Annotated in this window: 20 protein-coding genes; 8 read left to right on the top strand and 12 right to left on the bottom strand. The window is 72.8% G+C overall.

The features are described from left to right. The first annotated feature begins 3 nt into the window (after positions 1–3). From CLT75_RS16760 to serS, 3 genes are all read left to right on the top strand, one after another. On the top strand, positions 4–1,179 hold the full coding sequence (locus CLT75_RS16760; RefSeq protein ID WP_135241482.1) for a saccharopine dehydrogenase NADP-binding domain-containing protein: 1,176 nt from the start codon (positions 4–6) through the stop codon (positions 1,177–1,179). Positions 1,180–1,210: 31 nt separating this feature from the next. After that, positions 1,211–2,305 carry a DNA polymerase III subunit beta family protein gene (locus CLT75_RS16765; RefSeq protein ID WP_135241483.1) on the top strand — a complete coding sequence of 365 codons (1,095 nt, stop codon included), beginning with the start codon at positions 1,211–1,213 and terminating at the stop codon, positions 2,303–2,305. 431 nt (positions 2,306–2,736) lie between these two features. Continuing rightward, a complete protein-coding gene (serS, locus tag CLT75_RS16770; protein ID WP_135241484.1) occupies positions 2,737–4,020 on the top strand; it encodes a serine--tRNA ligase in 1,284 nt (427 codons plus the stop codon). On the opposite strand, the gene CLT75_RS16775 is transcribed toward serS, so the two are convergent. The 4 genes from CLT75_RS16775 to CLT75_RS16790 are packed head-to-tail and all read right to left on the bottom strand — an operon-like array spanning position 4,007 to position 8,739. Then, positions 4,007–4,984 carry a sulfite exporter TauE/SafE family protein gene (locus tag CLT75_RS16775; RefSeq protein WP_135241485.1) on the bottom strand — a complete coding sequence of 326 codons (978 nt, stop codon included), beginning with the start codon at positions 4,982–4,984 and terminating at the stop codon, positions 4,007–4,009. The genes serS and CLT75_RS16775 overlap by 14 nt on opposite strands. Continuing rightward, positions 4,981–5,568, bottom strand: a complete 588-nt coding sequence (locus CLT75_RS16780) for a redoxin family protein (protein WP_135241486.1) — start codon at positions 5,566–5,568, stop codon at positions 4,981–4,983. The genes CLT75_RS16775 and CLT75_RS16780 overlap by 4 nt, the downstream gene beginning before the upstream one ends. Positions 5,569–5,584: 16 nt before the next feature. After that, positions 5,585–7,051: an NADH-quinone oxidoreductase subunit NuoF family protein gene (locus CLT75_RS16785; RefSeq protein ID WP_120568599.1), complete on the bottom strand. Its 1,467-nt coding sequence runs from the start codon at positions 7,049–7,051 to the stop codon at positions 5,585–5,587. Beyond that, positions 7,048–8,739 carry a ferric reductase-like transmembrane domain-containing protein gene (locus CLT75_RS16790; RefSeq protein WP_486485202.1) on the bottom strand — a complete coding sequence of 564 codons (1,692 nt, stop codon included), beginning with the start codon at positions 8,737–8,739 and terminating at the stop codon, positions 7,048–7,050. The genes CLT75_RS16785 and CLT75_RS16790 overlap by 4 nt, the downstream gene beginning before the upstream one ends. Before the next feature lie 238 nt (positions 8,740–8,977). Between CLT75_RS16790 and CLT75_RS16795 the strand changes: the two genes are divergently transcribed. Together CLT75_RS16795 and CLT75_RS16800 are read left to right on the top strand one after the other, a co-directional pair. Continuing rightward, positions 8,978–10,423, top strand: coding sequence for an alpha-amylase (locus tag CLT75_RS16795; RefSeq protein WP_135241487.1), 1,446 nt, complete (start codon positions 8,978–8,980; stop codon positions 10,421–10,423). A 72-nt stretch (positions 10,424–10,495) separates the two neighbouring features. Next, positions 10,496–11,386 carry a L,D-transpeptidase gene (locus tag CLT75_RS16800; RefSeq protein WP_135241488.1) on the top strand — a complete coding sequence of 297 codons (891 nt, stop codon included), beginning with the start codon at positions 10,496–10,498 and terminating at the stop codon, positions 11,384–11,386. Between the two features lie 6 nt (positions 11,387–11,392). On the opposite strand, the gene CLT75_RS16805 is transcribed toward CLT75_RS16800, so the two are convergent. The 5 genes from CLT75_RS16805 to CLT75_RS16825 all read right to left on the bottom strand — a co-directional run bounded on the left by CLT75_RS16805 (position 11,393) and on the right by CLT75_RS16825 (position 15,751). Continuing rightward, a complete protein-coding gene (locus CLT75_RS16805; RefSeq protein WP_043329150.1) occupies positions 11,393–12,013 on the bottom strand; it encodes a response regulator transcription factor in 621 nt (206 codons plus the stop codon). Then, a complete protein-coding gene (locus CLT75_RS16810; RefSeq protein WP_135241489.1) occupies positions 12,010–13,161 on the bottom strand; it encodes a histidine kinase in 1,152 nt (383 codons plus the stop codon). The genes CLT75_RS16805 and CLT75_RS16810 overlap by 4 nt, the downstream gene beginning before the upstream one ends. Before the next feature lie 21 nt (positions 13,162–13,182). Then, entirely contained in the window at positions 13,183–13,983 is an 801-nt protein-coding gene (locus CLT75_RS16815; protein WP_135241490.1) for an ABC transporter permease, read from the bottom strand. Between the two features lie 23 nt (positions 13,984–14,006). Beyond that, positions 14,007–14,897, bottom strand: coding sequence for an ABC transporter ATP-binding protein (locus CLT75_RS16820; RefSeq protein ID WP_135241491.1), 891 nt, complete (start codon positions 14,895–14,897; stop codon positions 14,007–14,009). A 110-nt stretch (positions 14,898–15,007) separates the two neighbouring features. Next, entirely contained in the window at positions 15,008–15,751 is a 744-nt protein-coding gene (locus CLT75_RS16825; protein WP_135241492.1) for an SDR family oxidoreductase, read from the bottom strand. A gap of 139 nt (positions 15,752–15,890) precedes the next feature. Here CLT75_RS16825 and CLT75_RS16830 point away from each other — a divergent pair, with 139 nt between their 5' ends. Beyond that, positions 15,891–16,742, top strand: coding sequence for an alpha/beta fold hydrolase (locus CLT75_RS16830; protein WP_135241493.1), 852 nt, complete (start codon positions 15,891–15,893; stop codon positions 16,740–16,742). 13 nt (positions 16,743–16,755) lie between these two features. Here the strand turns inward: CLT75_RS16830 and CLT75_RS16835 are convergent, their stop codons facing one another. Next, positions 16,756–17,010, bottom strand: coding sequence for a hypothetical protein (locus CLT75_RS16835; RefSeq protein ID WP_013287870.1), 255 nt, complete (start codon positions 17,008–17,010; stop codon positions 16,756–16,758). Beyond that, a complete protein-coding gene (locus CLT75_RS16840; protein WP_135241494.1) occupies positions 17,007–17,321 on the bottom strand; it encodes a DivIVA domain-containing protein in 315 nt (104 codons plus the stop codon). Before CLT75_RS16840 ends, CLT75_RS16835 begins: the two co-directional genes overlap by 4 nt. A 366-nt stretch (positions 17,322–17,687) precedes the next feature. On the opposite strand from CLT75_RS16840, the gene CLT75_RS16845 reads away from it, so the two are divergent. Next, on the top strand, positions 17,688–18,566 hold the full coding sequence (locus CLT75_RS16845; RefSeq protein WP_209310337.1) for a Scr1 family TA system antitoxin-like transcriptional regulator: 879 nt from the start codon (positions 17,688–17,690) through the stop codon (positions 18,564–18,566). Next, positions 18,559–18,759, top strand: a complete 201-nt coding sequence (locus tag CLT75_RS16850; RefSeq protein ID WP_135241496.1) for a DUF397 domain-containing protein — start codon at positions 18,559–18,561, stop codon at positions 18,757–18,759. The genes CLT75_RS16845 and CLT75_RS16850 overlap by 8 nt, the downstream gene beginning before the upstream one ends. A 27-nt stretch (positions 18,760–18,786) precedes the next feature. Here CLT75_RS16850 and CLT75_RS16855 read toward each other — a convergent pair whose 3' ends face one another. Continuing rightward, positions 18,787–19,278 (bottom strand): DUF1648 domain-containing protein, encoded by a 492-nt coding sequence (locus tag CLT75_RS16855; protein WP_135241497.1) that lies wholly within the window; start codon positions 19,276–19,278, stop codon positions 18,787–18,789. Between the last annotated feature and the right edge of the window lie 153 nt (positions 19,279–19,431).

Below are 19,431 nucleotides of genomic sequence, written 5' to 3' on the forward strand. Positions count from 1 at the left end.
CGGATGCGCGCAGACCGTCCGTACGACCTCGTCCTGTTCGGCGCCACCGGCTTCACCGGCGGGCTGACCGCCGACTACCTGGCCCGGCACGCGCCGGACCGGCTGCGCTGGGCACTCGCCGGGCGTAACCCGGACAAGCTGGCAGCGGTACGGGACCGGCTGGCCGCGGTCGACCCGGTCCTGGCCGAGCTGCCGCTGCTCACCGCCGACGTGACCGACCCGGCGTCGCTGCGGGCGGTGGCGGAGAGCGCCCGGGTGGTAGCCACGACCGTCGGCCCGTACGTGCACCACGGTGAGCCGCTGGTGGCCGCGTGCGCCGCGGCCGGCACCGACTACCTCGACATCACCGGTGAGCCGGAGTTCGTGGACCTGATGTACGTGCGGCACCACGCCGAGGCGGTGCGCACCGGGGCACGGCTGGTGCACGCCTGCGGCTTCGACTCGATCCCGCACGACCTGGGCGTCTGGTACACAGTCAAGCAACTGCCCGCGGACGTGCCGATCGCCGTGGACGGCTACGTCCGGGCCGGTGGCCGGTTCTCCGCCGGGACGTATCACTCGGCGCTCACCGCGTTCTCCCGTACCGGTGAGATGAGCCGCGCGGCGCGGGCCCGCCGGGCGATGGAGCCCGGCCCGGACGGACGCCGGGTCCGCGCGGTGCCGGGCAAGGTCGGCCGGGTACGCGAGTTCGGCCAGTGGGCGGTGCCGCTGCCCACCATCGACCCGCAGGTGGTCCGCCGGTCCGCGGCGGCCCGCCCGGAGTACGGCCCGGACTTCCGCTACCGGCACTTCGCCGCGATGAAGCGGCTGCCCACGGTGCTCGTCGCCGGCGTCGGGCTGGCCGGTGTGGTGGGGCTGGTGAAGGTGGCGCCGACGCGGCGGTGGCTGCTCGGGCGGCTCGCCTCCGGGCAGGGCCCGACCGCCGAGCAGCGGGCGAAGTCGTGGTTCCGGGTGCGGTTCGTGGGCACCGGCGGCGGCCGGCGGGTGGTGACCGAGGTGGCCGGCGGCGACCCGGGGTACGACGAGACGGCCAAGATGCTCGCCGAGTCGGCGCTCTGCCTGGCCTTCGACGACCTGCCGGAGACCGCCGGGCAGGTCACGCCGGTCGCCGCGATGGGTGACGCGCTGCTGGACCGGCTGGTAAACGCCGGCATCACGTTCCGCACGCTGCCGGCGTGAGGTTGACCCTCGACCTGCTTGAGGTCACAGGATGACGGCCGTGGAGAGCGAGCTTCGCAGCATCGGCGAACTGGCCCGGGCCAGCGGGTTGACGGTCAGCGCGCTGCGGTTCTACGACCGTTCCGGGGTGCTGGCCCCGGCCCGGGTGGACCCGGTGACCGGCTACCGCTGGTACACCGAGGAGCAGGTGGACCCGGCCCGGCTGGTGGCCGGGCTGCGCCGGGTCGGGATGCCGCTGGCCGGCATCGCCGAGGCGCTGCGGAACCGGCACCGTCCGGCCGAGGTGCACCGGCTGCTGGACGCGCACCTGCGCCGCCTGGAGGACGGCCTGGCCGACGCGCGTCGCGAACTCTCCCGGATCCGTAGCCTGATCGACCCGGAGGAGACCATCGTGACCACCCGCCTCGTGCTGTCCCGCACCGACCTCGCCGCCGCCGTGGACGCCGTACGCTTCGCCGTCGGCGCCGACCCCGGCCTGCCGGTGCTGTCCGGCGTGCTGGTGGAGGTCGAGCCGGACGGTGTCCGGCTGGTCGCCACCGACCGGCACCGGCTCGCCGTGTGCCGGGTCGGGGGCACCGTCGACGGCCCGCCGGTGAGCGCGCTGCTGCCGGTGGCCGCCGTCGACGAGCTGCGGGCGCTGCTGGACCTCGACGGCGCCGATTCCGCCGAGGTAGTCGTCGCCACCGGCCGGGTGACCGTCACGGTGGCGGGCCGGCCGCTGACCTCGGTGCCGCTGCCGTTCGACTTCCCGGACTACCGGCGGCTGCTGCGGGCGCAGCTCGGCGACGTACCCGCGTACCGGATCCCGTTCGACGGCGCGGCGCTGCGCGCGGCGCTCACCGCCGACGGCGTCCCGGTCTGTCACCGCGCGCACGAGGGCGTCGAGCACGAGGTGGTGGCGCTCGGCCTGGACGGCCGGGGCGAGCTGCGCCTGGTCGATCCGAACGGCGTGGGCGACGCTGCGGATGCGCTTCGCGTGGCGGTCAACCGGGAGTACCTGCTGGACGCCCTGGGGTCCGGCGACGGCCAGCTCGTCCTGGAACTGGACGGCCCGATCGCCCCGCTGGCCGTGCGGCGGCCCGACGACGCGCACGCCTTCTCGGTCCTGATGCCGGTACGCCTCTGACGTTCCGCGCGCCGCTGCCGGCGCCGGCAGCGCTCCGCGGCAGCCATCCGTGACCGTGCGTGACGTCGCCGCCCTCCCGGGTGCTTCACCCCTCGCGCACTTTGCTCTGCAGCCATCGGCGCGACGCTGACGCTCCGTCTAACGCCGCGTCGGTGGCTGCAGAGCAAAGTCGCCGGAGGGGCATGTGCGCCGGAGAGCGGATCCGCGAGATTGACCAGGTCAGCGAACCGGCGAGCCGCAGCGGGGCGGCGCGGACACCGGAGCACCATCACGCAACGTGAGCACCGCCTGCCGACGGCATCGCCACCAGGCACCGTCACCAGAAAGGGCCTCGCGGCGGCGGGCTGCGCGGGCCGGGCCGGGGCGGCGGGGACGCGACGGTAGCATCTGGAGGTCCCACCTGACTGCCTGGACGGAGGCGTACGAGCAGCATGCTCGACATGGAGTTGATCCGGAAGGATCGCGAGGCGGTGGCGACCGCGCTGGCGAAGCGTCTGGATCCCGCCGAGGTCACCCGGGCGCTGGACGACATCCAGCGGCTCGACCAGGAACGACGCGCCCTGATCACGGAGATCGACGCCGAGCGGCAGCGCCGCAAGGCCGAGGCGCGCGCGTACGCGGAGGCGAAACGGTCCGGCGGCACGCCGCAGCCGGTCGCCCCGGAGGCCGAGCGCAAGCAGCTCGCGGAGCTGGAGTCCCAGCTCGACGAGGTGCAGTCCCGGCTCCGCTCGGCGATGAGCGAGCTGCCGAACCTGCCCGCCGACGACGTGGTCCCCGGCGGCAAGGAGGCCAACCGGGTGGTGCGCACGTTCGGCGAGGCGCCGGCCATCGAGAAGGTACGCGACCACGTGGAGCTGAGCCGCGCGCTCGGCCTGGTCGACCACGAGCGGGGCGTCAAGCTCGGCGGCTCGGGCTTCTGGATGTACACCGGTCTGGGCGCCCGGCTCGAGTGGGCGCTGGTGAACTGGCTGATCGAGCAGAACATCCAGGCCGGCTACGAGTTCCTGCTCCCGCCGCACCTGCTGCTGGACAGCGCCGGTTTCGCCGCCGGGCAGTTCCCGAAGTTCCACGACGACGTCTACCACATCGACAAGCAGTCGTCCTCGCGCGGCCAGTTCCTGCTGCCCACGGCGGAGACGGCGATCCTCGGCGCGTACCAGGACGAGATCCTGGAGACGCCGAAGCTGCCGTTGAAGGCGTTCGCGTACACGCCGTGCTATCGGCGTGAGGCGGCCGGTTCGCACTCCGACGAGCGCGGCACCGTACGCGGCCACCAGTTCAACAAGGTGGAAATCTTCCAGTTCACGCTGCCGGAGCAGGCGGGCGAGGCGCTGGAGGCGATGGTCGGGCACGTCGAAGGCCTGGTCGGCAAGCTCGGTCTGCACTTCCAGACCAGCCTGCTCGCCGCCGGTGACGCGAGCGCCTCGATGAAGAAGACGCTCGACGTCGAGGTGTGGATGCCGAGCACCGGCAAGTACAAGGAGGTGTCGTCGGTCTCCTGGGCCGGCGACTACCAGGCCCGCCGGGCGGCGATCCGCTACCGCGAGCCGGGCGCGAAGCAGACCCGTTTCGTGCACACGCTCAACGGTTCGGCGCTGGCCACCAGCCGCCTGTTCCCGGCCATCCTGGAGCAGCACCAGCAGCCCGACGGCTCGGTGGTGGTCCCGGAGGTCCTCCGCGACAAGCTCGGCACCAACCGCCTCACCCCGCGCTGACCCGCTCCCCCGCCGTCCCCGCCTCGCCCGCCGCTCCCCCGCGATCTTGCACTTCCGGCCCGCCGGCAGTCCGCTTCACCCCTTCTGCCCGGGCACCAACTGCAAGATCGCGGGAGAGGGAGCGGGAGCGAGGGTGGGCGCGGGGGCGGGGGCGGGCGCGGGAGACGGCGAGGGCGGCTAGGAGCAGCGCGGCTAGGAGGGCGGGGCCCAGGGTGTCGACGGCGCTCACCACGGACTGCTGGATGCGGGCGGCGGTGCGGATGATCGGGTCGGTGAAGGCGTCGTAGCGGCCCTGGGCGAGACGTACCTCGTACCAGCCGTACCAGGCGACGTAACCGCCCGCTACCAGCAGCACCAGGCCGCTCAGCCGGGGCACCCACGCGCCCGCACCGCGCAGCCGCGCCACGACCCGGCCGCGCAGCAGCGCCACGGCGAGCGCGGCCACGCCGACCACGAGCGCCATCCCCAGCGCGTACGCCCCGAACAGCGCCAGCCCGCGCAGCGGCGACCCGGCCCGCAGGCTTGTCACCACGATCGCCAGGAACGGCGCGATCGCGCAGGTCAGCGACGTCAGCGCGTACGCCGCGCCGAACAGCGCCATGGACGGCCAGGTGCGGGTGAGCCGGGGCGCGACGCGCAGCGGGCGCGGTGCGGGCAGCTTCCGGCCGGCGAGCAGCCAGCATCCGGCCAGCGCCAGCAGCACGCCGAGCGTCACCGTCAGCCACGGCAGCCGGGGCCGCAGCCAGTCCGCCGCCGGTGCCAGGGCCAGCCCGAACGCGCCGAACACCAGCACGTACCCGAGGGTGAGCCCGGCCGTCGCGGTGAGCGCGCGGCCGACCGCGCCGCGCCCGCCGCCGGGGCCGGCGACGAGCAGTGACAGGTACGCGGGCAGCATCGCGAAGCCGCACGGGTTGACCGCGCCGAGCATGCCCGCGGTCAGCGCGAGCAGCAGCGCGCCGGTCATCCCCGGGCCAGCGTCTCGACCTGCCGGGTCAGTGCCTCGCCGTCCAGGAATCCCTGGTGGACGACCCGGCCGGTGCGGTCCAGGACGACGAACGTGCTCTGCTCGGCCACCTTGAACCGGCGCCACAGCGCGCCCGCCCGGTCGTCGATCTGTGTCGTGCCGCCCAGGTCGAACTCGGTGACGAACGACTTCATGGCCTTCTGCTCGCCCAGCCCGGCGACGCCGACGATGGGGACGGTGTCGCGGTAGGTGGGGGCGATCTCGGCCACCGTCCACGCCTGGCTGGCGCAGGTGGCGCACCAGGGCGCCCAGAACCAGAGCACGACCGGCCGCCCGGCCAGGGCGGCGGCGTCGAACGCCGTACCGTCGAGGGTCTTGCCGGTGAACGACAGCGCGGCCGGCACCGCGGCCGGTGACGCGGACGCCGGCCCGGACGTCGACCCGGACGGGGACGCGGCGGCCGGGGGCGCCGGCGCGACCGCTCCGGCGCGGGTGCCGGGCTCGGGCCCGGCGGCGCAGGCGGTCGTGGCGGCGAGCGTGGCGGCCAGGACGGCGGCGGCTGTCACACGAACGGCGGTACGCATCGGCGGCTCCTGGGTTCTACTCGGCCCGGACCAGGCGGAGCGCGAGTTCGGGACAGACCTTTACCGCCTTGAGCGCGCCCTCGCGCAGCCACGTCGGCACCGGGGTGGGTGGGAACGCCGGGTACCCGTTGCCGTCGAGCCGGATGAAGTCCGGCACCACGTGCGCGCACAGCCCGTGCCCGTCGCAGCGCGACCAGTCCAGGGTGAGCTTCTGCGGGTTGCCGTCGGGCGCGCCGGGCAGGCCCATCATGCCCTTGACCCGCTTGCCGCAGCCCTCGCCGGTGGCGTGCAGCCGCAGGTCGTCGGCGAACACCTCCATGGCGGACAGTGCGAACCGGGCGGTGCCGTCCGGGTGGCTGCACGCGCCGCGTCCCTTGACGTCGCCGGCCGCGGCGCGGACCAGCTCGACCGGTGCGCTGCCGGAGACCGCGAGGTCGACCGAGCGGGCCAGGTCGGGCAGGCCCATCTTGCACGGGCCGCACTGCCCCGCGGACTCGCCCGCCAGGTACCGCACCACCTGCGCGGCCTCGCCGAGCGGGCAGGTGTCGGCGCCGAGCGGCACGATGATGCCGGCGCCGAGCGTGCCGCCCACGGCGGTGAGCCCCTTGCGGGACACCTCGGCCCGCTCGGCGGCCGCCGCGGTGATCCACTTGCCGTGGTAGCCGCCCATCAGGATGCCCGGGCCGGGCGGCACCTCGCACAGGTCGAGGATCTCGCGCAGCGGGGTGCCGGCGGCGCACTCCACCACGGCGGGGCGCTTCGCCGACCCGGTGACGGTGAGCAGCACGGTGCCCGGCTCGTCGTCGGTGCCGAGCGCGGCGTACTCGTACGGGCCGATCCGGGCGGCGACGGCGAGCTGGGAGTACGTCTCGGCGTTGGACAGCAGCGTGGGCAGCCCGCCGACGCCGGAGTCGCTGGACCGCTTCTTCGTGCCGGGCGGGATGTGCGGCAGTCCGTTGATGCCGTTGACCAGCGCGCCGCCCTCACCGGAGATGAACCGGTGCGGCACGGTGACGATCGTGGTGGGCACCGGCATCCGCCGTTCCTGCAGCGCCTCGGTCAGCGAGGGCCGGCCCACGTCGTCGTCGGCCACTCCGATCACGATCTCCTCGGCGTCGAGCGCGAACGCGGCGAGCGCGGCGCCGTCGAGGATGAGGTGCGGGGCGCGGGTGAGCAGCACCTTGTCCTTCCAGCTCGCCGGTTCGCCCTCGGTGGCGTTGACGACCACCACGGCACCGAGGTCCTGCCGCTCGCAGGACTCCAGCACCGCGCGCAGCTTGCGGGCGAACGGGAAGCCCGCGCCGCCCTTGCCCTTGAGGTCGATGGCCTCGGCGAGCCGCAGCAGCGCCGCCGGTTCCATCGGGCCGATCGGGCCGTGCACCTCCTCGTGGGCCAGCAGGTCGAGCCGGCCGAACTCGGCGAACCCGGCGGTCAGGCGGGGTTCGCCGACACAGGCGACCGGCGGGACCGTCGTGCGCTTCACCGGGCCTCACCCCGCAGCCCGGCCCAGTACGCGCCGTCGACCGCGTCCGCGTCGGCCCGCTTGCGGCGGCTGGACCGGCTCTCCTTGCCCGCGCGCATCGCCCGGCGGGAGGCGAGGTCGACGAGCGTCGGGGTGTCGTCGACGAACGCCTCGTCGGCGGCGTAGCGGGCCGGCGGGCGCCAGTAGTCCGGCTCCTCCGGCACCTCCTCCTCGTCCCGGTAGCGGCGGCCGGATCCGCTGAGCGGTTCTGCCGTGACCGGGGTGCCGGAGATGGGGCCGGCCGAGATCGGCTCACCGGAGACCGGGCGGGTCTCCCAGCGGCGTGGGCTGTCCCACGGCTCCTCCGGCTCGTCAATCGCGCGCGGCGGCGCGGAGTAGCGGGCCACCTCGGCCGCCGTGGCGTACCGGCTGCTGTCCGGGGGTGCGGAGTGGCGGCCGCCGGTGTCCGGCGGCGCCGAGTGCCGGCCGCCGCTCTCCGGCGGCGCCGAGTACCGGGCGACCAGGTCTTCGTCGTCGCGGGACCGGCGGCTCACCCGCTCCCCGGTCCGGGAGCGGCGGGTCACGCGTTCCTCGTCGTCGCGGCGACGGCGGCGGGGCCGCTCGCCGTCGGTTCGGCGGGCCGGCGCCGTCTCCTCGTCCCGGGCGCGGACGACGGGCTCGCGCTCCTCGTCGCGCCGCCGGGCGGCGGCCGCGCGGACCGGCTCGCGCAGCGATCCGGGTTCCGGCACCACGGGTACGGCGAACCGCTCCGGATCGCGCCGCCGGGCGGTGCCGGCCGGTGCGGTCCAGGTGGCGGTCGCCTCGGCCCAGCGGCCCCGGCCGGCGCCCTTGTCCTCCTTGTCGGCGGCCTTCTTGCGGGTGAGCGCGGCGAACACGCCGGTACGCTCCTCGCCCTTGCCGGCCATCGCCTTGTTGAGCGCGACCGCCTGGTGCTGCTCGCGGCTGCGCTTGCCGAGGTGGACCGAGACGCGCACCAGCAGCGCCATCACCACGAGCACCACGCAGGCGAGGTAGCTCAGCACCACCCAGGCGGCGGCCGGACGGCCGGCGTTGAGGCCGTGCACGAGCGCGAACGGCCAGGACACGTACGCCATCGAGTGCAGCGCGCGCCAGAACCACTTCGGGCCGACCCCGGCGAACCGGACCCGGATGATGCCGGTCCAGAGCACGCCCACCATCAGCAGCGCGGCGACGGTCCCCAGTCCGACGTAGAGGCCGCTGCCGCTGAGGAACGGCACCACGGCGTCGGTCGGCCCGGCCCGGCCGATCGCGACCTTGGTGATGACGTGGAAGACCAGCCCCGCCACGCCGAGCACGCCGGTGGCCCGGTGCGCCGACTGGAGCAGCACGCGGTGCCGGATGAGCAGCACCAGGCGGTCGGTGGCGAGCAGGCCCAGCATCACTGTGATGCTGAGCGAGACCAGGGCGACCACCCCGGCGAAGAACTCGGTGAAGAAGAATCCGTACGAGTACATGACGCCGCCGGCACCGGCCAGCTCCACACCCGCCCATGCGAGGCCGAGCGCGGAGGCGGTCAGTGCCACCATCGCGGACTTCGACATCGTCCGGGCACCACGGCTGGTGCTGGTGGTCCGGACGGTCGTCGCCTTCTCGTTCTGCTGTGCCCGGGCCATCTGCTCCTCGATCGTCTCGCGGCGGCGCCCCCACCGGCCGACCCTGCTCCCCACTCAGGTACGGAGGGACGGCGCGGACGGATCACCTCCGGTGGCGAATTTCTCGGCCGGATTCTCGAACCGTCCAGCCCGGACGCGCGTGTAGCGCCTGACGCAACGACGGATGCCCATGCGTTGACAGACTTTGCAACAGGCTCGTAACCTTGCCGCAAAATTTCAGGTTGACTTGCAAGAAGCCAGCACTGAAACAGGCTCCACTCCCCCGCATCCCCCGCACCCCGCAGGAGTCCTGATGCATCGACGCCGATGCCGCGCCGCCGCGCTCGCCCTGAGTCTGGCCGCGAGCCTGCTCGTCCCCCTCACCGCGGCGGCACCCCCGGCCGCCGCCGCCACCCCCGGCGCCAAGAAGGTCATCGTCCAGCTCTTCGAGTGGAACTGGACCTCGGTGGCCGCCGAGTGCACCAGCACGCTGGGCCCGAAGGGCTACGGCTACGTGCAGGTGTCCCCGCCGCAGGAGCACGTCAACAGCAACCAGTGGTGGGTGTCGTACCAGCCGGTCAGCTACCGGATCGAGTCCCGCAAGGGCACCCGCGCGCAGTTCCAGTCCATGGTGAACACGTGTCACGCCGCAGGCGTCAAGGTGATCGTCGACGCGGTGGTCAACCACATGTCCGGGCAGGAGAACGGCGGCACCGGCTGGGCCGGCTCGTCGTACGGGCACTACAACTACCCGGGCGTCTACTCGGCGCAGGACTTCCACTACTGCGGCCGCAACGGCAACAACGACATCGCCAACTACAACGACCGGTACGAGGTGCAGAACTGCGAGCTGGTCAACCTCGCCGACCTCAAGACCGAGTCGGAGTACGTGCGCGGCCGGCTGGCCGCGTACCTCAACGACCTGCTCTCGCTCGGCGTCGACGGCTTCCGCCTCGACGGCAGCAAGCACATGCCGGCCGCCGACATCGCCGCGATCAAGGCCAAGCTGTCCCGCAGCGCGTACCTGGTGCAGGAGGTCATCTACGGCGCCGGCGAGCCGATCCAGCCGACCGAGTACACCGGCAACGGCGACGTGCACGAGTTCCGGTACGGCAAGGACCTGGCCCGGATGTTCACCAACGAGCGGCTCGCGTACCTGAAGACCTTCGGCGAGTCCTGGGGCTACCTGTCGAGCGCGAAGGCGGTGGTCTTCACCGACAACCACGACACCCAGCGCGAGGGCGGCGTGCTGACCTACCGCAACCGGGGCACGTACGCGCTGGCGAACGCGTTCATGCTCGCCTGGCCGTACGGCACCCCGGCGGTGATGTCGAGCTTCACCTACAGCGGCCGGGACCAGGGCCCGCCCGCCGACGGCAGCAACCGGATCACCAACGTCACCTGCTACTCGGGCTGGGAGTGCGAGCACCGCTGGCCGGTCATCGCCAACATGGTCGGCTTCCGCAACGCCACCGAGGGCGCCGGCGTCTCCAACTGGTACGACAACGGCTACCAGCACATCGCGTTCAGCCGTACCGGCAAGGGCTACCTGACGATCAACGACGAGGACAGCGCGGTGAACGGCCGGTCGTACTACACCGGGCTGCCGGCGGGCCGCTACTGCGACGTCATCCACGGCACGTTCGGCAACGGCTCGTGCAGCGGTCCGGTGATCACCGTGGACTCGTCCGGCTGGTTCGCCGCGAACGTCCCCGCGCACGACGGGATCGCCATCCACATCGGCGCGAAGCTGAGCTGAGCCACCCGGCCGCGGAGCCCCCGTACCCGTAGTACCGGGTACGGGGGCTTCCGGTCGGTTACAGTCGTTTTCGTGCTGTTCGACCGGTTCACCACGCGCCGGCCTCCCGGCTGGCTGATCGCCGCGCTCGCCGTACCGCTGCTGCTCGTCACCGCGCTGCTGGTCGGCCGCGCGCTCACCGCCACGCCCGCGCGCCAGGCGGCGCCGCCCGCCGCCGCGCCCCCGGCCACGACCGCCGCGCCGAGCCCGTCGCCGGTGGAGTCGGTGCCGCCCGCCGCGCCGGCACCGGACGACCTGCCGGTGGTCACCTACGACCCGGCGCCGCGCGGCTTCCCGCCCGACCCGGACCCGGCCGACACCCGCCCGCTGAGCGAGGGGTTGCGCCCGAACCGGAACGTGGCCGCCTACGACGCACCGGGCGGCCGTCCGCTGGCGTTCCTCGCGCCGACCATCAGCGGCGTACGGCTGACGGTGCCGATCGTCGACCGTCGCTCCGGCTGGACGGCGGTGCTGCTGCCGTCGGCGAACCGCACCATCGCCTGGCTGCCGTCGGGTGGCTGGACCACCGTGGTGCTGCGCGACCAGATCGTGGTGGAGCGGCGCACCCACCGCCTCACCTGGAGCCGGGACGGGCGGGCGATGCGCACCTGGCCGGTCAGCCTCGGCATGTCCGGGCAGCTCACCCCGCTGGGCCGTACGTTCGTGCTGGGCCGCACCCCGCCCCCGGAGGCCGTCTACGGCGGCGTCGACATCTTCGCCCTCGGCGCGATCCCCGACGACCCGGGCGCGGTGCCGACCGGGCTGCGCGGGGCCCACATCGGACTGCACAGCTGGTACAACGACGACACGCTCGGCAAGAACGTCACGAACGGCTGCATCCGGCTGACCCGCAGCGCCCAGCGCCTGCTGCTGACCGAGGTCGAGCCGGGCACCGCCTTCGTGGTGGTGGACCGCCTGCCCTGACCGGGCTCAGCCCAGCAGCCAGCCGTTCGCCTCCGCCACCCGCACCGCGTCGGCCCGGTTGCGGGCGCCGGTCTTGCCGATCGCGGCGGAGAGATGATTGCGGACGGTCCCCTCGGACAGGTGCAACGTCGCCGCCAGCTCGGCCACCGTGCCGCCGCCGCGCGCCGTACGCAGCACCTCGGTCTCCCGCTCGGTGAGCGGACTCGGCCCGGTGGCGAGCGTCTCGGCGGCGAGCGCCGGGTCGACCACCCGCAGCCCGGCGTGCACCCGGCGGACCGCGTCGGCGAGCTGCCGGGCCGGGGTGTCCTTGACCACGAAGCCGTTCGCGCCCGCCTCCATCGCCCGGCGCAGGTAGCCGGGACGCCCGAACGTGGTCACCACGAGCACCCGGCAGGACGGCAGCGCGGCCCGCAGCGCGGCGGTCGCGGCCACCCCGTCCAGGCCCGGCATCTCCACGTCGAGCAGCGCCACGTCCGGGCCGGTGCGCAGCGCCTCCGGCACCACCTCGTCGCCGCGGCTCACCTCGGCCACCACTGTGAGGTCCGGCTCCAGCGACAGCAGCGCGGCCAGCGCGCCCCGGACCAGCGCCTGGTCGTCGGCGAGCAGCAGCCTGATCGGCTCGGTCACAGGTGCGCCCCTCCGTCCGCAACCGCCCCGGGCACCGTCACCCGGAGCAGGAAACCACGCCCGTCGTCCGGCCGCGCCACCGTCACCGTCGCGTCCAGCCGCCGGGCCCGCTCCCGCAGCCCGGCCAGCCCGTGTCCGGCCGTACCCCGCTGGTCCGCCGGACCCCGGCCGTCGTCGCGTACCTCCACCGCCGACGGCTCCACCCGGATGACGCACCGCCGGGCGCCGCTGTGCCGCACCACGTTCGTCACCCCCTCGCGGACCGCCCAGCCGAACAACTCGTCGCGGTCCGCCGGCAGCGGCGGCACCGACTCCGGCAGCTCCGCGACGACGCCCGCGGCGGCGAGCGCCGACCGGGCGCCGGCCAGTTCGGAGGCCAGATCCACCCCGCGGTACGCCCCGACGGTGCCCCGCACGTCCGCCAACGCCTCCCGGGCCAGCCGCTCCACGTCGGCGATCTCGGCGGCGGCGCGGGCCGGGTCCAGCTCCATCAGCCGCCCGGCCAGCTCGGCCTTGACCGCCACCACTGTGAGCGAGTGCCCGAGGATGTCGTGCAGGTCCCGGGCGGCGCGGGCGCGTTCCTCGGCCACCGCCAGCCGTCGGATCTCCTGCTGGGCGGCCTGGAGTTCGCCGTTGCGCTGGGCCAGCCGGCTCACCCCGAACATCGCGAACGAGGCGAGCAGCACCGCGAAGACCAGCGTGCTCTCGTGCTCCCAGCCGGGCACCAGACGCGCGGTCACCGGCGGCGCCGCCGCGGCCAGCACCACCACGACCAGCGCCTCCACCGACGGCAGCAGGAACACCGCGGCTGCCGCCACGAAGACCAGTGTGGTCAGCCAGTCGCCGCCGGTGCCGGGGATCCCGGCGAGTCCGAGTGCGAGCAGCACGGCGATCAGCAGCCGGGCCCGGCCGGGCGGTACCGGCTGGTGGCGCTGCCGGCGGGCCCGCGACCACTCGAAGATCAGCACGTACGCCACGGCGAACGCGACGAGCGAGCCGATCCCGATCAGCCGCCGCCACACCTGCGGCTGGTGCAGTGCGGTGGTGAACGGGATGTTGAGGAAGAACAGCCAGACCGCCGCCAGCAGCCAGCCGGTGAACCGCCAGTGGCGGTTCACCGGCCGGGCCGGTACGGGCGGTGACGTCACGCCGATCACGCTAGACCTCGCTCAGACGCGTGTGGTGTCCCGGCGGAACAGCCGGGCCGCGCCGAGGCCGAAGAACACGGTCCAGGCGGTCACGTTCGCCACCGCCGCCCAGTCAACCCCGGTGCCGGTCAGCGGCGCGCGGGCGAGCTGACCGACCCCGTACACCGGGGTGAACGTGGCGATCTGCTGCATCACGTCGGGCAGCAACTCCAGCGGGACGAACAGGCCGCCCAGCATGGCCAGGATCGCCAGTGCCGGGCCCATGAACTGCATGACGTTCTCGGCCGGGGCGAGGTAGCCGACGAACAGCCCGAACGCGGCGAACACGAGCGCGCCGATCCAGGCGGTCAGGCCGGACTCCACCCAGACGTGCGCCGGCAGCCGGACCCCCGATGCGGCGCCGACGGCGAACTCGACGAGGACGCCGAGCAGGCCGAGCACCATCGCGGTGGCCACCTTCGTCGCCACGTACGCGGCGGGCCGCAGCGGAGTGAGCCGCAGTTGCCGGCTCCAGCCCAGCGCGCGTTCGGTGGCGACGGCCGCGCCGGCGCTGGTGGTAGCGACCATGGCCGCGTACACGGCCAGGCTGATCATGATCCAGCCGGTGACCGGCAGCCCGTTGTCCAGCTTCTCCCCGCGCGTGGGCAGCCCGAACAGCAGGAAGAACACGGCCGGCATGACCAGGATGAACAGCAGGGTACGACGGTTGCGCAGCACCCGGCGTATCTCGATGCCGAGTACCGGCGCGCAGAAACCGCCGAGCGCGGGCGGGCGGCGGTCGGCCGCGCGGGTGCCGGTGGTGGACGAGGTCGTGGCGGTCATGGCAGGACTCCCCGAGGGTCGGTTCAGGCGGAGGCGGTCAGGGTGAGGAACGCGTCCTCGAGGTTGCGTGAGGTGATCTCCAGGTCCCGGGCGCCGGTGCAGGTCAGCAGGTGCCGGGCCACCACGTCGGAGTCCTCGCTGTGCACGAGCACCACGTCGCCGCGTACCTCGACCGACCGGACGCCCGGCAGCGCGGCGAGCGCGGCCTGGTCGGCGCCGGGCAGCGTGGCCCGCACGACCCGGCCGGCGGCCAGGTTCTTGATCTCGGCGGTGGTGCCGTCGGCGACCACGCGGCCCTGGCGGATCAGCACGATCCGGTCCGCGTACGCGTCGGCCTCGTCCAGGTAGTGGGTGGCGAACAGGACGGTCCGGCCGGAGCGGGCGTCGGCCCGGATCGCCTGCCAGAAGTCGCGCCGGCCCTCGACGTCCATGCCGGTGGTCGGCTCGTCCAGCACCATCAGGTCCGGGTCGGGCAGCAACGCGAGCGCGAACCGCAGGCGCTGCTGCTGACCGCCCGAGCACTTGCCCACCGCCCGGTCGGCGATCCCGGCGATGCCGGCGCGCTCCAGCACCTCGGTCACCGGCCGGGTGTGGCCGTAGAAGTGCGCGGTCATCCGTACCGTCTCGGCGACGGTGAGGTCCTTGAGCAGGCCGCCGGTCTGCATCACGGCGGCGACCCGGCCGAGCCGGACGGCGTCCGCCGGGTCGCCGCCGAACAGGCGGACCGTGCCGGCGTCCGGGCGGGCCAGGCCGAGCAGCATGTCGACGGTGGTGGTCTTGCCGGCGCCGTTGGGGCCGAGGAACGCCACCACCTCGCCGGGGGCGATCCGCAGGTCGAGCCCGTCGACGGCGGTCACCGGGCCGAAGGTCTTGGTGAGTCCGGCCAAGTCCACGGCCGGTGCGGGTTCGGTCATGCCCACGATGCTCCGGCCCACGGTGTCCGCTTCCCCGGAGCGGCAGTCACCTTCCGGCCGTGACATTTGTCAGGCGGTCACACCGCCGACGCCGGGCGCTCGGGAGCCGCTCAGGCCGTCGCGCCGCCGTCGACCGCGATCGACGCGCCGGTGATGTGCCGTCCGCCGACGCCCACCAGGTGACTGACAGTCGCCGCCACGTCGTCCGGATCGGCGTACCGGCCGAGGGCGATGTGCGACCGCTGCCCGTCCGCGCCCGCGCTGTCCGCCGGGTTCATGTCGGTGTCGGTCGAGCCGGGCAGGATCAGGTTGACGGTGATCCCACGCGGACCGAGTTCGCGGGCGAGCGCCCGGGTCAGCCCGTTCACGGCGCTCTTGGTCATCGCGTACGCGCTCACCCCGGGAGCCGGGACACGGCTGGCGAAGCTGCTGCCGATGTTGACGATCCGCCCACCCGCACCCATGTGGCGTACCGCCGCCTGGGTGGCGAGGTAGACCCCGCGCACGTTCACCGCGATCGCCCGGTCCAGGGCGTCGAGGCTGACCGACTCGATCGGCCCACCCGCGAACACCCCGGCGTTGTTGACCAGGATGTCCAACCGCCCCAACTCGGCGACGGTCCGCTCCACGGCGCCGACCACGGCCGTCGCGTCGGTGCTGTCCGCGTTGATCGCCAGGCCGGTCCGCCCGTACGCCTCGATCTCGGCCACCACGGACTTCGCGCTGTCCTCCGCGGTGCGGTAGGTGAACGCGACGTGGATGCCGTCCTCGGCCAGCCGGCGCACGACGGCGGCGCCGATTCCCCGGCTCCCGCCCGTCACCAGGGCGACCCTGTCGGCAAGTCTGACCGTCATGCCGTCATCCTGACAGTCGACTCAGGACGCTGATCATCCGGGTCACCCGCCCGTTTCCCGTCCGTTCGATCAGACAGGATTGCCGGCGCCCAGTCCGGGTACGCGCGGGCCGTCCAGCGGCGGAACGGGGAGACTAGACATGAGCGCACCGACGGGACGGGTCGACACGATCGTGCTCATCCACGGGCTCTGGATGACCTCGCGGAGCTGGGAGCACTGGGCGCAGCGGTACGCCGCGCGCGGCTTCCAGGTGCTCACGCCCGCCTGGCCCGGCATGGACCGCGAGGTGGAGGAACTGCGGGCCGACCCGGCGCCGATCGCCGCGCAGCGCATCGCCGACATCGCCGACCACTACGAGGCGATCATCAGGGACCTGCCGCGCCCGCCGATCATCATGGGCCACTCGTTCGGCGGCCTGATCGCCCAGTTGCTGGCGGACCGCCACCTCGGCGCGGCGGTGGTCGCCGTGCACCCGGCACCGGTACGGGGCGTGCTCAAGCTGCCGCCCAGCACGCTGCGCTCCGGGTACTCCATCCTGCACAACCCGGCCAACCGGCACCGCGCCGTGCCGTTCACCCCGGAGGACTTCCGGTACGCCTTCGGCAACACCATCAGCCAGGAGCAGTCCGACGCGGCCTGGGAGCGCTACGCCGTACCGGGCGCCGGGCACGTGCTGTTCGAGGCCGCGTTCGCCAACCTGGACCCGAACTCGGCCACCGAGATCGACAAGAAGCGCAGCGACCGCGCCCCGCTGCTGATCACCGCGGGCGGCGAGGACCACGTGGTGCCCGCGTCGCTTGCTACCAGCATCGCCAACCTCTACCGGAGTTCCACGGCGCTCACCGGCTACCGGGAGTTCCCCGGCCGGTCGCACTTCGTCGGCGGCGAACCGGGCTGGGAGGAGGAGGCGGACTTCGCGCTGGAGTGGGCGGTCGAGGCGGCGAACGAGTTCTCCCCGACAGTGGTCTCCGAGGCCCCTGGACGGCGCTGACCCCGCCGGGCGCTCATCGCGGCCGGAACCGCCGGGAGCACTCACCGTCGTGTCCGGGCCGGAGCAGACACCGCTGCCCACCGGGCAGCAACCGGTCGCAGAACACCCAGTGCCGGACGTTCTGGTCGTCCTCCGCCGAGACAGTGGTGCCGCCGGGCTCGGTCTGTGGCAGGACGTGGGTCCAGTGCGCCACCACCCGGGCCAGCCGCTGAGCGGAGAGCAGGTCGTTGACGACGACCGGCAGGTGGATCACCCAGCGCTCGGTCACCTGTCGTACCCCCGTTCGTTGCGCGCCCGGGCCTGCTCCGACTGCCAGCGGCGCAGCGCGTTCTTGATTCGGTCCGTCTCCCGGCGGCTCTGCGCCAGCGCGTCGTAGACAGCGGCCAGGTCACCGGCGACGCGGTCGAGGAACTCCCGCACCTCCTGCGGGTCGAGCCCGCGCCGTCCCAGCGGGGTCGGTCGGAAGCTCCGCTCGCGCACCTGCCAGGGGCGCAACGGACGGTAGGCCGACGAGCGGTAGCAGGTCGATCCGAGGACCGACCGCCGGCGACCTCGGACCCGCCGGAGGAAGACGCGCATGACAAGACCTGCCTCTCACCATCGAGATCGAACCGTGGAAGGGCGGGCCCGCCGGCCCGCCCCGCACCGGCGGACCCACCCCGGCACCTGCCACCGCAGCCTTCAACCAGCAGTACGTCAGCAGGGCTCATATGACCACTGAGCAGGGAGAACTCCACAGTGGTCGCAGAGGCAGTGAAACACCGCATCAGATCAAATGCAACGTCTAACAAACGGCGTATTAGCAGCGCCTGACATCATTGATAGAACCCAGCGTGACGTGTCTATTGTTTCTGATACATCGGAGGCGTTAAATTGAGCGAACACGCGTCAACCGCTACCTGACCATCGGAGGCAGGGGTGTCACAGGCCGTAACGGGATCAACGATGCTTCGGCGGCAGCTCGGCAGGAAGCTCGAATCCCTTCGTAAGGCTGCCGGGCTGACGATGGAGAAGGCCGCCGAGGAACTCGACCGGGCGCGGGCGACCCTCTATCGCATCGAGAGCGGTGCCGAGAACGTCCGCTTCCGTGCCGCCGACGTCAAGGAGATGCTCAGGCTCTACGGAGCTTCCGAGGACGACACCGAACTGGTCCTCGCGATGGCATCGGCCACGCGGGAGAACAAGAACTGGTGGCACGACTACATCGGCTCGGGCCTGCCGCGCTGGTTCCAGCTCTACATCGGCCTTGAAGCCGCCGCCGCCGACATCCGTAAGTACCAGCCCGAACTGGTTCCTGGCCTGTTCCAGACCCGCGCCTACGCCGAGCAGGTCTTCAAGATGCCGGGTGGCTCGATCGACGCCAGCGACAGCGACGAGCGGCAGCGCGCGGTCCAACTCCGAATCGAACGGCAAGGGCTTCTCACCCGCTTCTCGGCTCCGCAACTGAGCGTAATAATGAACGAGGCGGTCTTGCGCCGGCCCGTCGGTAGCGCCACGATCATGGCCGAGCAACTGAGCCAGATCTTGAAGGCTGCCGAACTACCGAACGTGACCGTGCAGGTGCTGACTTTTTCTTCTGGCCTTCACGCCGGGGCAATGGCCGGAGCCTTCTCGATCATGAACTTTCCTCGGGACGGCAGCGGGAAGGAGATTGAACCGCCTGTGGCTTACCTGGAGGCCGCGACCGGGGCGATGTACCTCGACAAGCCCCATGAGGTCGCCGCCTACGATGCCATCTGGACCGACATGGCGAGCCGCGCCCTCAACGAGTCCCGATCGAAGACTTTGATCCAGCAAGTCGCAGAGGAGTACTCCCGTGCCTGACCTGACCGGTGCCGTCTGGCGCAAGTCGACCCGCAGCAACAACGGCGGAGACTGCGTCGAGGTCGCCGACAACCTGCCCGGCCTGGTCGGGCTACGCGACAGCAAGAACAGCACCGGCCCGGTCCTCGCCTTCCAGCGGAGCAGTTGGGCCGCCTTCATCCGGGCCGTCAAGAACGAGACGCTGAGCCGCTGACGGGTCGCCGCGACCGGCCTGGAAGCGCTAAGGACGGTCAACGCGGTAACGGCCCGTCAGCAGCCAGCCGGTCCAGCCCGCGAGGTAGGCGAGATAGCCGGCCAACAGCACGACGGCCCACCAGGACAACTCGTGCCGCCCGGTGACGGCGGCCTCGGTGACGAACCCGAAGACCCCGGCGAGCAGCACGAGGGTTGCCGCGCCCACCTGGTACATGTCGTCGGCCAGCATGCGACGTAGCCGCTGCTCGTTCTCGAGCGCCTTCCAGAACTCCGCGTGCCGCACGATGACGAGGTCCAGGTCGATTCGCCCGGCGATCCAGGCACAGCCCGCGAACAGCGCGACCATCGAGCAGCCGATCGACGCGGCCAGAGCCACACCGGCCCACTTCGACCCGTACGAGTCAGCGCCCAGCCCGAAGCCGAAATGCAGCGGAACCCGCTCGGGCCAGAACAACGCGCAGCACACCACCACTACCGCATAGAGGCCCGCCGCAGCGGTGAAAGCTCGTCGGGTCATCCGACCAACTGAGCTTGATCTTCGGGGAGACCCGGGCCGACCTGCATCGACATTGGCTGATCATTATCGACCCCTTGCCATCGGGCGAGGGATCGCCTCCGGTGTAAAAGTTTCTAGACATGGTGTCAAAGTCGTCATACCATGAGCATGTCA

It is taken from the genome of Micromonospora sp. CNZ285 (genome assembly GCF_004637285.1).

Excerpts from the sequence above, each read along its gene's own strand:
- CLT75_RS16760 (WP_135241482.1), top strand. The coding sequence starts at position 4 with ATGCGCGCAGACCGTCCGTACGACCTCGTCCTGTTCGGCGCCACCGGC.
- CLT75_RS16830 (WP_135241493.1), top strand. The coding sequence starts at position 15,891 with ATGAGCGCACCGACGGGACGGGTCGACACGATCGTGCTCATCCACGGG.
- CLT75_RS16775 (WP_135241485.1), bottom strand. The coding sequence starts at position 4,984 with ATGACCGGCGCGCTGCTGCTCGCGCTGACCGCGGGCATGCTCGGCGCG.
- serS (WP_135241484.1), top strand. The coding sequence starts at position 2,737 with ATGCTCGACATGGAGTTGATCCGGAAGGATCGCGAGGCGGTGGCGACC.
- CLT75_RS16780 (WP_135241486.1), bottom strand. The coding sequence starts at position 5,568 with ATGCGTACCGCCGTTCGTGTGACAGCCGCCGCCGTCCTGGCCGCCACG.
- CLT75_RS16825 (WP_135241492.1), bottom strand. The coding sequence starts at position 15,751 with ATGACGGTCAGACTTGCCGACAGGGTCGCCCTGGTGACGGGCGGGAGC.
- CLT75_RS16815 (WP_135241490.1), bottom strand. The coding sequence starts at position 13,983 with ATGACCGCCACGACCTCGTCCACCACCGGCACCCGCGCGGCCGACCGC.
- CLT75_RS16795 (WP_135241487.1), top strand. The coding sequence starts at position 8,978 with ATGCATCGACGCCGATGCCGCGCCGCCGCGCTCGCCCTGAGTCTGGCC.
- CLT75_RS16840 (WP_135241494.1), bottom strand. The coding sequence starts at position 17,321 with ATGCGCGTCTTCCTCCGGCGGGTCCGAGGTCGCCGGCGGTCGGTCCTC.
- CLT75_RS16820 (WP_135241491.1), bottom strand. The coding sequence starts at position 14,897 with ATGACCGAACCCGCACCGGCCGTGGACTTGGCCGGACTCACCAAGACC.
- CLT75_RS16855 (WP_135241497.1), bottom strand. The coding sequence starts at position 19,278 with ATGACCCGACGAGCTTTCACCGCTGCGGCGGGCCTCTATGCGGTAGTG.
- CLT75_RS16845 (WP_209310337.1), top strand. The coding sequence starts at position 17,688 with ATGCTTCGGCGGCAGCTCGGCAGGAAGCTCGAATCCCTTCGTAAGGCT.
- CLT75_RS16765 (WP_135241483.1), top strand. The coding sequence starts at position 1,211 with ATGACGGCCGTGGAGAGCGAGCTTCGCAGCATCGGCGAACTGGCCCGG.